Here is a 14,457-nt window from a genome sequence, read left to right as displayed (position 1 = left end):
GGGCAATCATGGATACATTCATCCAGCAGATCATTAACGGCTTGGTGTTGGGCAGCATGTATGCCTTAGTCGCCCTCGGTTACACAATGGTGTATGGCGTTTTGAACCTGATCAACTTCGCCCACGGCGACGTGCTCATGATCGGCGCCATGGTGGGCTTGACCATTCTCAAGTTGCTGGGCATTTATGTGCCGGACTGGCCCGGCTATTTGAAACTGGCCACGGCCATCCTCGGCGCCATTCCCATCTGTATTCTGGTCAACATCATCATCGAGCGGGTCGCCTACCGCCGCCTGCGCAACGCCCCCCGCCTCGCTCCCCTGATTACCGCCATCGGCGTCTCCATCCTGCTGCAAACCTTCGCCATGATGATCTGGACGCGCAATCCCTTGCCCTTCCCGCAATTGCTGTCGACCGATCCCATCAACATAGGCGGCGCCGTGATTTCGCAAACGCAAGTGCTGCTGCTGGCCCTGGCCGCGCTGTCGATGGGGGGATTGGTGTTGCTGGTGGAAAAAACACGGATGGGCCGCGCCATGCGGGCCACGGCGGAAAACCCCCGCGTAGCAGGACTCATGGGCGTCGATTCCGACAAGGTCATCGTGGCCACCTTCGCCATCGGCGCCGCGCTGGCGGCCGTGGCCGGTGTGATGTGGGGCGCCAACTATGCCTCCATTCAATTTTCCATGGGCGCCATCCCCGGCTTGAAGGCCTTCTGTGCGGCCGTGCTGGGCGGCATCGGCAATATCTATGGCGCCATGCTGGGCGGTATCTTGCTGGGCATTATCGAGAGCCTGGGCGCCGGCTATATCGGCGACATCACGGGCGGCTTCCTGGGCAGCCACTACCAGGATATCTTTGCCTTCGTCGTACTGATCATCGTGCTGACCCTGCGCCCGTCCGGCATCATGGGCGAACGCGTGGCCGACCGTGCCTGATGTGAAACTGGGAGATTAAATCATGGCACTACTCGATTTTGACGCTAAGAAAAATCCGACCAAAGCCTACGCCGGCATGCTGGGCCTGGCCGCGCTGCTGATGGTGTTCCCGTTTTTTGCCGCCCAGTTCGGCAACTCGTGGGTGCGCATCATCGACATGGCCTTGCTGTACATCATGCTGGCCCTGGGCTTGAACATCGTCGTCGGCTTTGCAGGCCTGCTCGACCTCGGCTACATCGCCTTCTACGCCGTGGGCGCCTACCTGACGGCCTTGCTGGCGTCGCCCCAGTTCGCCATCCTGCTCGAATCGGTGGTGAATCAATATCCGGTGCTGGGCGAGACCCTGGTGCAGCTGATGGGGCCGGAAATCCGCGAAAACGGCATCCATTTGTCGATCTGGATCATCGTGCCTCTGGCCGCTGCCGTGGCCGGCCTGTTCGGCGCCTTGCTCGGCGCGCCCACCTTGAAGCTGCGCGGCGACTACCTGGCCATCGTGACCCTGGGCTTTGGCGAGATCATCCGCATCTTCATGAATAATTTGAACGACCCGATCAATTTCACGAATGGGCCGCAAGGCATCAATCTGATCGACCCGATCCGCATCTTCGGCGTCAACCTGGCGGGCGAGGCGGGCACCAACAGCACCGTCACGGTGGCCGGTTTTTCCATGCCGTCCGTGAACGCCTATTACTTTTTGTTCCTGTTCCTGTGCATCGCCGTTGTGTTCGTCACCAAGCGCCTGCAGCATTCGCGCCTGGGCCGCGCCTGGGTGGCCATCCGCGAAGACGAGATTGCCGCCAAGGCCATGGGCATCAATACGCGCAACGTGAAATTGCTGGCCTTTTCCATGGGCGCCTCGTTCGGCGGCGTGGCTGGCGCCATGTTTGCCTCGTTCCAGGGCTTTGTCTCGCCGGAATCGTTCTCGTTGACGGAATCGATCGCCGTGCTGGCCATGGTGGTGCTGGGCGGCATCGGCCATATCCCCGGCGTGATCCTTGGCGGCGTGATCCTCGCTTCGATCCCGGAAGTGCTGCGCCACGTGGTGGAGCCGGCCCAGCAGGCGCTGTTCGGCCACGTGGTGATCGAGGCGGAAGTGCTGCGCCAGTTGCTGTACGGACTGGCCATGGTGTTGATCATGCTCAACCGTCCCGCCGGCCTGTGGCCATCGCCGAAGCACGAAGACCGGCCCGACCACGATGTGGACCAGCCGAACAAATCCACCGGCGTCGTGTCCGCTTAAGGGAGGAATAGCATGAGCGAACAGATCATTCTCAATATTGCCGGCGTAAATAAGCGTTTTGGCGGCTTGCAGGCGCTCACCGACGTGGGCATTACCATCCGACAAGGGCAAATCTATGGCTTGATCGGCCCGAACGGCGCCGGCAAGACGACGTTTTTCAATGTCATCACCGGCCTGTACCAGCCCGACACGGGCACCTTCGAGCTGGCTGGCAAGCCGTATTCGCCGTCCGCGCCGCACAAGGTGGCGAAGGCGGGCATCGCGCGCACCTTCCAGAATATCCGTTTGTTTGGCGACATGACGGCGCTGGAAAACGTCATGGTGGGGCGCCATGTGCGCTCGCACCAGGGCGTGTTCGGCGCCATCTTCCGCCACAAGGCGGCGCGCGAGGAAGAGGCGTCGATCCGCAAGCGGGCCATGGAATTGCTCGATTTCGTCGGCATCGCCCAGTTCGCCAGCCGCACGGCGCGCTTCCTGTCGTATGGCGACCAGCGGCGCCTGGAAATCGCCCGCGCGCTGGCCACCGATCCGACCTTGCTGGCGCTCGATGAGCCGGCGGCCGGCATGAATGCGACGGAAAAGCTGGCCTTGCGTGAGTTGCTGGTAAAAATCAAGGCGGAAGGCAAGACCGTGCTGTTGATCGAGCACGACGTGAAACTGATGATGGGACTGTGCGACCGCATCACGGTACTCGAATATGGCAAGCGCATCGCGGAAGGCTTGCCGGCCGAAATACAAAAAAATCCGGCCGTCATCGAGGCTTATCTGGGGGGATCGCACGCATGAGCAATATATTGAAGGTGGCGGGCTTGCACGTGGCCTATGGCGGCATCAAGGCGGTGAAAGGCATCGACCTGGAAGTCAACCAAGGCGAGCTGATCGCCCTGATCGGCGCGAATGGCGCCGGCAAGACGACGACCTTGAAAGCCATCACGGGGACTTTGCCTGAATGCAAGATCGAGGGCACGATCAGCTACCTGGGCGAATCGCTCAAGGGCACGAAATCATTTCACCTGGTGGAAAGAAAGCTGGCCATGGTGCCGGAAGGGCGGGGCGTGTTTACCCGCATGTCGATCCGCGAAAACCTCATGATGGGCGCCTACACGCGCACGGACAAGGTCGGCGTCGAAGACGATATCGCCCGCTGGTTCGACGTGTTTCCCCGCCTCAAGGAGCGGGCGGCGCAGATGGCCGGCACCCTGTCCGGCGGCGAACAGCAGATGCTGGCCATGGCGCGCGCGCTGATGAGCCATCCGAAGCTGCTGCTGCTCGACGAGCCGTCGATGGGCCTGTCGCCCATCATGGTCGAGAAAATCTTCGAGGTGATCCGCAAGGTGTCGTCCGAAGGCATCACGATTCTGCTGGTCGAACAGAACGCCCGTTTGGCCCTGCAGGCGGCGCACCGTGGCTATGTGATGGATTCCGGCCTGGTCACCATGGGCGGCAACGCGGCCGCCATGCTCGACGACCCGCGCGTGAAGGCGGCGTATCTGGGGGAGTAATCACGTTCAGGAAGTGTTCAGGCATAAAAAATGCCCCAGCCAGGCTGGGGCATAATGGCATCCGTCGGGGAAATGCGGGATGGATGCCTGGAGGAGCTGGTACAGCGGACCGCCTTGGCGGTCGCTTAATAATTACTTGGCGGCAGCGCGTGGCACGACTTTTTCAGCCGCTTGCGTGAACTGGTTCACGGCCGATGCCAGGTTGGCTTCGATGGCTTCGACGGCTTGCTTGCTGGTTTTCGAGAATTGCTCGTAGCCTGCATTGGCGTTGCCGATGGCGCTTTTCAGGATGGCGACGGCGTTTTCCGAACCGGCTGGCGCGTTCTTGGTGACTTCTTCCACCAGGGACAGGACTTTACGGTTGGTTTCAGCGATTTGCGATTCAGCAGCTTTGCTGAATTCGGCTTGCGTGCCCGACGTGATGGCAGCCAGGTGACGACCGTAAGCGATGGCTTTTTCGGCGCCAGGCTGGGCTTGGGCAGCGGTCAGCGAAAAGAATTCTTGTGGATCTTTTGCCGACAGCAATTGCTTGGCGGCGGCGGTCGATTCTTCCAGCGTTGCCTTGGCAGCGGTCAGATTCAGTTCGACGATCTTTTCGATGCCTTCGAAGGCCTTGCCCGTCAGCGACGAGAACAGGGCGAATTGGGCTTCCAGGTTGGCTTTGGTAGCGGACGAAAATTGCTCAGGAATTGAAAACATATAAATCTCCAAAAAATCGAAATCTGGTTAATTTGATGCTGCGTGTACCGTTTGGGAAAGCAGGTGAATCTAAATTTTTCAAGCTGAACAAGAATTGTGCAACGCAACAAACCCTATTCTACGGCGAAAAAAACGTAAGTCAAGCGATTCTTGTGCGATGCAACAATTGAATAGATTTGCGTCAAAAACCATTGTTTCTAAAGAGAAATATTTGATTTCTGTGTGCTAATGGTTTAACCCTAAACTGTTATTTCCCCGCCTTTCAGGACGGGTGCGGCGCAGCATGCTAGACTTTGCCTCCCGCACTGGCGCAGGCCCCGGTGCCGATCCCGTTTCCCGAGTTGATACCATGTCCAATCTTCCCGCCGCGGCTGGCGCCAGCGGCAAAGCCCCCAAAACCCCTTTCCTGACGACCCTGGCGCCGATGGCCTTGCCCGGCTTCTTTGTGTTGTTATGGAGCACAGGTTTTATCGTGGCCAAGTTCGGCTTGCCCTACGCGCCGCCGCTGACCTTTCTGCTGTTGCGCTTCCTGGGCGTGCTGGTGATCCTGCTGCCGCTGGTGCTGCTGTTGCGCGCGCCTTGGCCGGTAGGACAGTTTCGCCAGATCGCCGTGGCCGGCATTTTGATGCAGGCCGGCTACCTGGCCGGCGTCTGGTGCGCCATCAAGCTGGGCATGCCGGCCGGCCTGTCTGCGTTAATTGTCGGCATGCAGCCCGTGCTGACGGCCTGCGCCGCACCGCTGATCGGCGAATCCGTGCGCCCGCGCCAGTGGCTGGGCCTGTTCTTTGGCTTGCTGGGCGTGGCTCTCGTCGTGTACGCGAAGATCAACCTCGTGGGTTTGACGGTAGAAAGTGTGCTGCTGTGCGTGTTCGCGCTGCTGTCGATGACGGCCGGCACCATGTACCAAAAACGCCACTGTCCGCAATTCGACTTGCGCACCGGCACGGTGGTGCAGTTTGCCGCCTCCATCGTGGTGGTCTTGCCATTCGCCCTGTATTACGAAGGGCTGGACCTGCATTTCAGCAATGTGCAATGGACGGCGAATTTTATTGGCGCGTTGCTGTGGTCGGTACTCGTGCTGTCCATCGGCGCCATCTTCCTGCTGTTCGCCCTGATCCGCCGCAGCGATGCGACGAAAGTGACGGGCTTGCTCTACCTGACGCCGCCCACGACGGCCGTGATGGCCTGGCTGATGTTTGGCGAAGCCTTTAATATGCTGGGCATCGCCGGCATGCTGGTGGCCGTGGTCGGTGTGGTATTTGTGGTCAAGAAGTAGAGAGCGGGAGAGCAGGGCAGTGAACAAGCAAGCATCTGAAACACAGTCGGCGCAGCAAGCCGTGGACGCCGTGATTCTGTCGCGCCGTTCGATCCGCGCCTTTTTGCCCACGCCGGTGGCGCAGGACGACATCGCGCGCATCCTGGAAGTGGCGGCGCGCGCGCCGTCGGGTGCCAACATGCAGCCGTGGAAAGTGTATGTGCTGTCGGGCGAGGCGCGCCTGCGCCTGTCGCGCCGCATCCTCGCCGCCTACGACGCGCCGAAGGCGCCCGATGCGCCCGCGCGCACGGCGTCGTATACCTATTACCCGCGCCAGTGGACGGCGCCTTTCATCGAGCGCCGCCGCAAGATCGGCCTGGACCTGTACCAGCTGCTGGGCCTGGAGCGGGGCGACACGGCCGGCATGGCTGCCCAGCACGGGCGCAATTTCCAGTTTTTCGATGCGCCCGTGGGCCTGATCTTTACCATCGAGCGGGTGCTGGAACAGGGTTCCTGGCTCGACTACGGCATGTTCTTGCAAAACATCATGCTGGCGGCGCGCGCGCGCGGGCTCGACACCTGTCCGCAGGCGGCTTTCATTCATTACCATGACATCATCCGCGACGAGCTGGGCGTGCCGGCCAGCGAAATGGTGGTGTGCGGCATGGCCCTCGGTTATGCCGACCCGGACAAGGTCGAGAACCGCCTGAACACGGAACGCGAGCCGCTGGCCGGCTTTGTTAAATTCATGGACAAATAGACATTGCCAGTGATAGGCGCCGGTAAACCGCCCGTCAAGGATGGGCTTGTTTGCGGATCGCTAACGTTTTGTATTTCATTACTGCAATAAATACTGTCCTAACTGTTAAATAGACTTGCGATTACTCTGCATTTCGCTACACTGCAATAAGGCAACAGCTTCACGGGGAATTATCGAATGGCTAAGTTTAAACTGGCGCTGGGTATCCTGGCTTCCCTGCTGTTTGCACTGGCGCCGGCTGCGGCCGTGCACGCCAAGGAAGCGAACGGCAAATCCTCAGCCGCGAAGAAACACAACACCAAGAAAGTCAAAGTCGTGCTGCGCAAGGGCGCGACGGCCGCGCCGCGCGAAAAGACCGTGCGCCGGGTCGTCATGGTGCGCGGCAAACGCAAGGTCATCTATCAAAAAATCAGCAGCGTGGCTGTGCCCATGGCCGCACCGATGCCGACCATGGGCGACTTGGCCGGCCTGAACCTCACACGTGATCCGCTCGACCTCAAGTCCAGCGTGGCGCTGGTGCTGGACCAGGCCAATGCGGAAGTGCTGTTTGAAAAGAATTCGAATGTCGCCCTGCCCATCGCCTCCATCACCAAGATGATGACGGGCCTGGTGGTGGTCGAAGCGCGCCAGGACATGGATGAAGTGCTGACGATCACGGACGAGGACGTTGACCGCGCCAAGTTCAGCAGCTCGCGCCTGAAGGTGGGTTCGCAATTGACGCGTGCGAATATGCTGCACATCGCCCTGATGAGCTCGGAAAACCGCGCCGCCTCGGCGCTGGGCCGCAATTATCCGGGCGGCTTGCCTTCGTTTGTCGACGCCATGAACAGCAAGGCGCGCCAGCTGGGCATGATGGATACGCATTACGTCGATTCCAGCGGCTTGTCGAAAATGAACGTGGCCAGTGCGCGCGACCTGGGCAAGCTGGCCATGGCCGCCTTCCGCCATCCGCTGCTGCGCGAGTACTCGACGGACCCGAAAGCCATCGTCGAAGCGAGCGGCCAGCCCATGCAGTTTGGCAATACGAATCACCTGGTGGCCAATCCGGGCTGGGAGATCGGCCTGCAAAAGACGGGTTTCATCAATGAAGCGGGACGTTGCTTGATGATGCAGGCTGTCATCGAAGGACGCGCCGTGATCATGGTTTTCCTCGATTCCAAGGGAAAACAGTCGCGTACGGCCGATGCGGGACGCATGCGCAAGTGGCTCGAGGCACTGAAACCAGCCAATATGAGCTTGCCAGGAGGGTAAGGTGTCCAGGGCGGCATGGCCGCCCTGCATTCTTATTACTCTTAAGGAATGAATCCCAAGGTCACGGAAATCTGGTTCGCCGTTTCCACCAGGTCCACCAGCCACTCATCCTGCAAGCGGTCGGCTGGCGCCGAGATCGACAGTCCCGCGATCAGCTTGCCTGTATCGTCGCGGATGCCGGCGGCCATGCAGCGCACGCCCAGTTCCAGCTCTTCATTGTCGCGCGCATAGCCGCGCTCGCGCACCAGGCTCAGCTCGCGCTCGAGCTTTTGCAGATCCGTGATGGAATTCTTGTTGTGTCCGGCCAAGCCCGTGCGCGTGGCGTAGGCGCGGATGGCTTTCGGCTCGTCGACGGAGAGGAACAGCTTGCCCGTCGAGGTCAGATGCAGCGGACCGCGCCCGCCGATGGCGCGCACCACCTGCATGCCCGAGCGCTCGGAAAAGGCGCGGTCGATGTAGACGATCTCGTCGCCCTGGCGCACGGACAGGTTGATCGTTTGCTGGGTTTTCTTGTGCAGCTGGCGCATGAAGTCCAGCGCCGCTTCGCGCACGCTGAGGCGGCTTTTCACCACATTGCCCAGTTCCAGCAGGCGCATGCCCAGCCGGTAGGTGCCCGGTTCGATGCGGTCGACAAAGCGCGTCAGCACCATGTCGTTGAGAATGCGGTGCGCCGTCGAGGGGTGTAGGCCGGAAACTTTCGACAATTCCTTCAGGCTGACCGGGTCGGAATATTTGGCCAGGGCATCGAGCAGGGCGACCATGCGTTCGATCACCTGGATCGTTGTCTTCGGGGCAGCGACCGGTTCAATTTTCATGATGGATTTGGTGCAATGCAGTATTCATGCTTCTTTATACCATGATGTGAAAAAATAGTGAAATGTTCCGAGATATTCAGCGAATAAATGGTCACAGTGCTATGTCACCCCCATAATGTGCCCACTGCACCTGCTTTACATATGGAAAACCATGCAACCTGTAAATGAATTCAAAAGTAAAAGTGGCTTGAAGCGGATCTTTTCCGCCTTTTTCTACTCGCTCGATGGCTTGAAAGCAGCTTGGCGCCACGAACACGCGTTCCGCCAGGAACTGGGCCTGTTCGTTGTCGGCACGGTGATTGCCTTGCTGCTGCGCATCTCCGCGTTTGAAAAACTGGTGCTGATCGGCGTGCTGCTGCTGGTCTTGATCGTGGAACTGATCAATTCGGCAATCGAAGCCGTGGTCGACCGCATCTCGCTGGAACGCCATCCACTGTCGAAAAACGCCAAGGATTTTGGCAGCGCCGCCGTGCTGCTCACGTGCATCCTCGCTTTCTCCACGTGGGCCGTCGTCCTGTTCAACCGCTTTTATTAACTGCTAAATCCCCGTTGCGCGTCGCCCATATGCGGAAATCGCATATCAAACGGCGAAACGCTTCGTTCTCTTTGCGGCCATGGCGCCGTAATCTGGTGGCTCTGAAAGTTCAACCACTCGGGGATCTTAGATGCTGTCGAAAAAAATCATCATTGCCGCCGCCATCAGCGCGTTTGCCCTTCTGCAAACGGCGCAGGCTGCCGATATCACCCTGCTCAACGTGTCATACGACCCGACGCGCGAGCTGTACCAGGATGTGAACACGGCATTTGCCAAGGAGTGGAAAGGCAAGACGGGCGACAACGTCAAGATCAAGCAATCGCACGGCGGTTCCGGCAAGCAGGCGCGTGCCGTCATCGATGGCCTGGAAGCGGACGTGGTCACGTTGGCCCTGGCCTATGACATCGACGCGCTGGCCGAGCACAAGCTGCTGGCCGCCGACTGGCAAAAGCGTTTGACGCACAACAGCTCGCCTTACACCTCGACCATCGTGTTCCTGGTGCGCAAGGGCAACCCGAAAGGCATCAAGGACTGGAATGACCTGATCAAGCCGGGCGTGTCCGTCATCACGCCGAACCCGAAAACCTCGGGCGGTGCCCGCTGGAACCATCTGGCCGCGTGGGGTTATGCGCTGCGCCAGCCGGGCGGCAACGAAGCCAAGGCCAAGGATTTCCTCGGCAAGCTGTATAAAAACGTGCCCGTGCTCGATTCCGGCGCACGCGGCGCCACCACCACCTTTGTTGAACGCGGTATCGGCGACGTGCTGATCGCTTGGGAAAACGAGGCGTATCTCGCCGTCAAGGAACTGGGCCCGACCAAGTTCGACATCATCACGCCTTCCGTCAGCATCCTGGCAGAGCCGCCTGTCGCTGTTGTCGACAAGTTTGCCGACAAGCATGGCACACGCAAGGTGGCCGAGGCTTACCTGAACTACCTGTACACGGACGAAGCGCAAGACATCATCGCCAAGAATTACTACCGTCCGGCAACGGACAAGGCGGCGAAGAAATACGCATCGCAGTTCGCCAAGGTCAACCTGTTCACCATCGAGCAGGTGGCCGGTGGCTGGACGACCGCGCAAAAGGCGCACTTTGCCGACGGCGGCATCTTCGACCAGATCTACCAGCCTAAGTAATACCGGATGGCACGATTGCCAGACCGTTACTAAAAGGACACATCATGGCGCTGCGCAGCTTTTCCGATTACCGGGTACTGATCGTGCCGGGCTTGTATAACAGCGGTCCCGAGCATTGGCAGAGCCGCTGGCAGCGCCTGTATCCGCAATTCGAGCGGGTCGAGCAGGATGACTGGAACGCACCCGAGTTGGCCACCTGGTCGGCGCGCCTGGACCAGGTACGGCGGCAAGATGCACGCCCCACCCTGATCGTCGCCCACAGCTTCGGCTGCCTGACGACGGCGCATAGCCTGGCCCGCGACCCGCAGGGCGTGGCTGGCGTGCTGCTGGTGGGGCCGGCCGATCCCGACAAGTTTGGCGTGGCGAAGGCCTTGCCGCAAAAGCGGCTGCCTTGCCCCGGCATCCTGATCGCCAGCCAGACGGATCCGTGGATGACGGCCGAACACGCAGCGCAGTGGGCACGGCGCTGGAATTGCAAGTATATTGATGGCGGTGCGTTGGGCCATATCAACGCCGAGTCGCGCCTTGGTGACTGGGTCTACGGCCAGGCGCAGCTGCAAACACTGTTTGATCTGGCGCAAAGCGACAAGCGCCACCGTCAGGCAGCCTGATTCGACGAATTCGATTGCCACACAACCTCACAGGAGATCATGATGACTTTACGCCTGGGCGATGTCGCCCCTGATTTTGAACAAGACAGCTCGATCGGCCCGCTCAAGTTCCACGAGTGGGCTGGCAATTCCTGGGTGGTGCTGTTTTCCCACCCGGCCGACTTTACCCCCGTGTGCACGACGGAACTGGGCCTGACAGCCAAACTCAAGCCGGAATTCGACAAACGCAACGTGAAAGCGATCGCCCTGTCCGTGGACGCGGCCGAGTCGCACAAGAGCTGGATCAAGGATATCGAAGAGACGCAAAACACGGTGGTGGGCTTCCCCATCATCGCCGACGTCGACAAGAAAGTGTCGGTGCTGTACGACATGATCCACCCGGAACAGTCCGTCACGGCCACCGTGCGCTCCGTCTTCATCGTCGACCCGAACAAGAAGGTACGGCTGATCCTCACGTATCCGCTGAGCACGGGCCGCAACTTCAATGAAATCCTGCGCGTCATCGACGCTTTGCAACTGACGGATGGCTACACGGTGGCCACGCCCGGCAACTGGAAAGATGGCGACGACGTCATCATTCCATTGACCGTGCAAGATCCGGACGTGATCAAGCAGAAATATCCGAAGGGCTTTACAGCTGCCAAGCCGTACTTGCGCCTCACGCCGCAGCCAAATAAATAAAAGTTTCTACTTTTACAAAAAACGCACCTCGCCGGTGCGTTTTTTTTCGTCCAACGCTTTGACAGGGAAGTATGCAAAATCCATCTAAGCAAATGAGAAATGGTTAGTTCTTTTTATAACGATTGCATGTGATTATTGCGCCCTATAACTCAAAAATGTAATAAGAAGGAGTTTCTATGTCTGCAGTATCAGCAGCACCGCTCAAGGCGCGCGGAGCGCCGTTTCGGGTCATGCCGGGGTTTAAGCTGTCACTGGGCTTTACGCTCTTTTACCTGGCCCTGATCGTTCTCATTCCGCTGTCGTCGGTGTTCCTGAAAACGTTCACCATGACATGGGACGCCTTCTTCAGCGCCGTCACGTCCGACCGCGTGATGGCGTCGTACCGGCTGACGTTTGGCGCCTCGCTGATCGCCGCCCTGTTGAACGTGGTGTTTGGCGGCATCCTGGCCTGGGTGCTGGTGCGCTATAAATTCCCCGGCAAGCGCATCATCGATGCGCTCGTCGACTTGCCGTTCGCCTTGCCGACGGCCGTGGCCGGCATCACCCTGACGGCTTTGTATTCGTCGAACGGCTGGTTCGGCCAGTTCATCGAAGGCGTGCTGGGCATCAAGGTGGCGTTCACGCCGCTGGGCGTGGTGGTGGCGCTGACCTTCATCGGCTTGCCGTTTGTCGTGCGCACAGTGCAACCGGTGCTGGAAGACGCGGAAAAGGAACTGGAAGAAGCGGCCGCCAGCCTGGGCGCCAACTCCCTGCAAACGTTTATCCGCGTCATCTTCCCCACGATTTTGCCATCCTTGCTGACAGGCTTTGCGCTGGCCTTTGCCCGCGCCACGGGCGAGTACGGTTCCGTGATCTTTATCGCCGGCAATATGCCGATGGTGTCGGAAATCACGCCACTGTTCATTATTACCAAGCTGGAGCAATACGATTACGCGGGCGCCACGGCCATCGCCGTGGTGATGCTGGTGGTCTCCTTTTTGCTGTTGTTGACGATTAACCTGCTGCAAGCATGGACGCGCGGAAAGGCGAAGAAATCATGAGTACGAATACGACTGCCGTCGCTGGCGTGGACAATGCGCGCCCGACGGCGCGCCGCTTCGAGCCGAATGTCGGCCCCGTCGTGCTGGAACCCTTGTGGGTACGCACGGTATTGATCACCATCGCCTTGCTGTTCCTGACGACCTTTTTGATCGTGCCCCTGGTGGCCGTGTTTGCGGAAGCGTTCAAGAAGGGTTGGGAAGCGTATATCGCCGCCATCATCGATCCGGACGCGATTTCCGCCATTAAATTGACCCTGATCACGGCCGCCATCGCCGTGCCGCTGAACCTGGTGTTCGGTGTGGCCGCTTCCTGGTGCATCGCCAAGTTCGAATTTCGCGGCAAGAGCATTTTATTGACCCTGATCGATTTGCCGTTTTCCGTTTCGCCCGTGATTTCCGGCCTGATCTATGTGCTGATGTTTGGCGCCCAGGGCTGGTTCGGCCCATGGCTGCAGGCGCACGACATCAAGATTTTGTTTGCCGTGCCCGGCATCGTGCTGGCCACGATCTTTATCACCTTCCCGTTCGTCGCGCGCGAACTGATCCCGCTGATGCAGTCGCAGGGCAGCGAAGAGGAAGAAGCCGCCATCGTGCTGGGCGCCTCGGGCTGGAATACTTTCCGCAGGGTCACTTTGCCGAACATCAAGTGGGGTCTGCTGTATGGCGTGATCCTGTGTAACGCCCGCGCCATGGGCGAGTTCGGCGCCGTGTCCGTCGTGTCCGGCCATATCCGCGGCGAAACCAACACCATGCCGCTGCAGGTGGAGATTCTGTACAACGAGTACAACTTCGCCGCCGCGTTTGCCGTCGCCTCCCTGCTGGCCTTGCTGGCCCTGGTGACCCTGGCCCTGAAAGCTTTCATTGAGTGGCGTTTGAACGAGAGCGACGCCGACGATTCCGCCTTACGTTCTACGGAGCACTGATATGACCATCGCAGTTAAAAACATCAATAAACGTTTCGGTGATTTCGTCGCCCTCGACAATATCTCGCTGGACTTTCCCGCCGGTGAATTGACGGCCCTGCTGGGCCCGTCCGGTTGCGGCAAGACCACCTTGCTGCGCATTATTGCGGGCCTCGAACATCCGGACAGCGGCCAGGTGCTGCTCGATGCGGAAGACGCGTCGAACCGCCACGTGCGCGAGCGGCAAGTCGGTTTCGTCTTCCAGCACTATGCACTGTTCAAGCACATGACCGTGTTTGAAAACGTGGCCTTTGGTTTACGCGTGAAGTCGCGCAGCGAGCGCCCATCGGAAGACCAGATCCGCCGCAAGGTGAAAGATTTGCTGGAACTGGTGCAGCTGGACTGGCTGGCCGACCGCTATCCGCCGCAACTGTCGGGCGGGCAACGCCAGCGTATCGCCCTGGCCCGCGCGCTGGCTGTCGAACCGCGCGTGCTGCTGCTTGACGAGCCGTTCGGCGCTTTGGATGCCAAGGTGCGCAAGGAATTGCGCCGCTGGCTGCGCCGTCTGCATGACGACTTGCACGTCACCAGTATTTTCGTCACGCATGACCAGGAAGAAGCGCTGGAAGTGGCGGACCAGGTCGTGCTGATGAACAAGGGTACCGTCGAGCAACTCGGTTCCCCAGAGCAAGTCTACAACCATCCGGCTTCGCCCTTCGTGTATGGCTTCCTGGGCAACGTCAACCTGTTCCACGGCCGCGTGCATGACGGCGTGATGGCGACGGGCGACGCCAGCTTCGAAGTGCCCGATTACGCAGGCGTGAGCGACAGCAAGGGCACGGCCTACGTGCGTCCGCATGACCTGGAAATCGACCGCTACACGCAGGGTGCGGAAGGCATCGTCGTGAAACTGAGCCGCGCGCATGCGATCGGTCCGCTGGCCCAGCTGGACTTGCAGCGCGTCGATAACAGCGAGCTGATCGAAGCGGTGATGTCGAATGAGCGTTTTACCCATCTGCAGCTGAAGGAGGGCGAGACGTTAGTTGTTCGCCCGAAACGGTTACACGTGTTCGTTGAACCTACAAGAACCTGA

16 protein-coding genes are annotated in these 14,457 nt (G+C 59.7%); 14 read left to right on the top strand and 2 right to left on the bottom strand.

Features of this window, described 5'->3' with window-relative positions; all coding sequences use genetic code 11:
• The first annotated feature begins 8 nt into the window (after positions 1-8).
• The 4 genes from AC3IQ7_RS24400 to AC3IQ7_RS24385 are packed head-to-tail and all read left to right on the top strand — an operon-like array spanning position 9 to position 3,680.
• Positions 9-938: a branched-chain amino acid ABC transporter permease gene (locus AC3IQ7_RS24400; protein WP_034747477.1), complete on the top strand. Its 930-nt coding sequence runs from the start codon at positions 9-11 to the stop codon at positions 936-938.
• 22 nt (positions 939-960) lie between these two features.
• The gene (locus tag AC3IQ7_RS24395; protein WP_099378016.1) at positions 961-2,178 is read left to right on the top strand and encodes an ABC transporter permease subunit; all 1,218 of its coding nucleotides are present in this window, start codon (positions 961-963) and stop codon (positions 2,176-2,178) included.
• Between the two features lie 12 nt (positions 2,179-2,190).
• Positions 2,191-2,964 (top strand): ABC transporter ATP-binding protein, encoded by a 774-nt coding sequence (locus AC3IQ7_RS24390; RefSeq protein WP_099378015.1) that lies wholly within the window; start codon positions 2,191-2,193, stop codon positions 2,962-2,964.
• Positions 2,961-3,680: an ABC transporter ATP-binding protein gene (locus AC3IQ7_RS24385; protein WP_099378014.1), complete on the top strand. Its 720-nt coding sequence runs from the start codon at positions 2,961-2,963 to the stop codon at positions 3,678-3,680. The genes AC3IQ7_RS24390 and AC3IQ7_RS24385 overlap by 4 nt, the downstream gene beginning before the upstream one ends.
• Before the next feature lie 132 nt (positions 3,681-3,812).
• Here AC3IQ7_RS24385 and AC3IQ7_RS24380 read toward each other — a convergent pair whose 3' ends face one another.
• Complete coding sequence (locus AC3IQ7_RS24380) at positions 3,813-4,379, bottom strand: phasin family protein (RefSeq protein WP_099378013.1); 567 nt, start codon at positions 4,377-4,379, stop codon at positions 3,813-3,815.
• A gap of 349 nt (positions 4,380-4,728) precedes the next feature.
• On the opposite strand from AC3IQ7_RS24380, the gene AC3IQ7_RS24375 reads away from it, so the two are divergent.
• The 3 genes from AC3IQ7_RS24375 to AC3IQ7_RS24365 all read left to right on the top strand — a co-directional run bounded on the left by AC3IQ7_RS24375 (position 4,729) and on the right by AC3IQ7_RS24365 (position 7,645).
• Entirely contained in the window at positions 4,729-5,655 is a 927-nt protein-coding gene (locus tag AC3IQ7_RS24375; protein ID WP_099378012.1) for a DMT family transporter, read from the top strand.
• Positions 5,656-5,674: 19 nt separating this feature from the next.
• Positions 5,675-6,394: a nitroreductase gene (locus tag AC3IQ7_RS24370; RefSeq protein ID WP_099378011.1), complete on the top strand. Its 720-nt coding sequence runs from the start codon at positions 5,675-5,677 to the stop codon at positions 6,392-6,394.
• A 177-nt stretch (positions 6,395-6,571) separates the two neighbouring features.
• Complete coding sequence (locus AC3IQ7_RS24365; protein WP_099378010.1) at positions 6,572-7,645, top strand: serine hydrolase; 1,074 nt, start codon at positions 6,572-6,574, stop codon at positions 7,643-7,645.
• Between the two features lie 41 nt (positions 7,646-7,686).
• On the opposite strand, the gene AC3IQ7_RS24360 is transcribed toward AC3IQ7_RS24365, so the two are convergent.
• Entirely contained in the window at positions 7,687-8,460 is a 774-nt protein-coding gene (locus tag AC3IQ7_RS24360) for an IclR family transcriptional regulator (RefSeq protein WP_489207525.1), read from the bottom strand.
• 151 nt (positions 8,461-8,611) lie between these two features.
• On the opposite strand from AC3IQ7_RS24360, the gene AC3IQ7_RS24355 reads away from it, so the two are divergent.
• The 7 genes from AC3IQ7_RS24355 to AC3IQ7_RS24325 all read left to right on the top strand — a co-directional run bounded on the left by AC3IQ7_RS24355 (position 8,612) and on the right by AC3IQ7_RS24325 (position 14,457).
• Positions 8,612-8,995: a diacylglycerol kinase gene (locus AC3IQ7_RS24355; RefSeq protein WP_489207524.1), complete on the top strand. Its 384-nt coding sequence runs from the start codon at positions 8,612-8,614 to the stop codon at positions 8,993-8,995.
• A 130-nt stretch (positions 8,996-9,125) separates the two neighbouring features.
• On the top strand, positions 9,126-10,130 hold the full coding sequence (locus AC3IQ7_RS24350; protein ID WP_322426345.1) for a sulfate ABC transporter substrate-binding protein: 1,005 nt from the start codon (positions 9,126-9,128) through the stop codon (positions 10,128-10,130).
• A 44-nt stretch (positions 10,131-10,174) separates the two neighbouring features.
• Positions 10,175-10,741, top strand: a complete 567-nt coding sequence (locus tag AC3IQ7_RS24345) for an RBBP9/YdeN family alpha/beta hydrolase (RefSeq protein WP_489207523.1) — start codon at positions 10,175-10,177, stop codon at positions 10,739-10,741.
• Positions 10,742-10,783: 42 nt separating this feature from the next.
• Positions 10,784-11,422 carry a peroxiredoxin gene (locus tag AC3IQ7_RS24340; protein ID WP_034785187.1) on the top strand — a complete coding sequence of 213 codons (639 nt, stop codon included), beginning with the start codon at positions 10,784-10,786 and terminating at the stop codon, positions 11,420-11,422.
• 230 nt (positions 11,423-11,652) lie between these two features.
• Positions 11,653-12,462, top strand: a complete 810-nt coding sequence (gene cysT, locus AC3IQ7_RS24335; RefSeq protein WP_099408869.1) for a sulfate ABC transporter permease subunit CysT — start codon at positions 11,653-11,655, stop codon at positions 12,460-12,462.
• Positions 12,459-13,385 (top strand): sulfate ABC transporter permease subunit CysW, encoded by a 927-nt coding sequence (gene cysW, locus AC3IQ7_RS24330; protein WP_099378184.1) that lies wholly within the window; start codon positions 12,459-12,461, stop codon positions 13,383-13,385. The genes cysT and cysW overlap by 4 nt, the downstream gene beginning before the upstream one ends.
• Before the next feature lies 1 nt (position 13,386).
• Entirely contained in the window at positions 13,387-14,457 is a 1,071-nt protein-coding gene (locus AC3IQ7_RS24325) for a sulfate/molybdate ABC transporter ATP-binding protein (RefSeq protein WP_035821525.1), read from the top strand.

Source organism: Janthinobacterium sp. GL_088, assembly GCF_057837845.1.
Note: the sequence above shows the minus strand (reverse complement) of the source record. Positions and strands in the feature narration are given on the sequence as shown.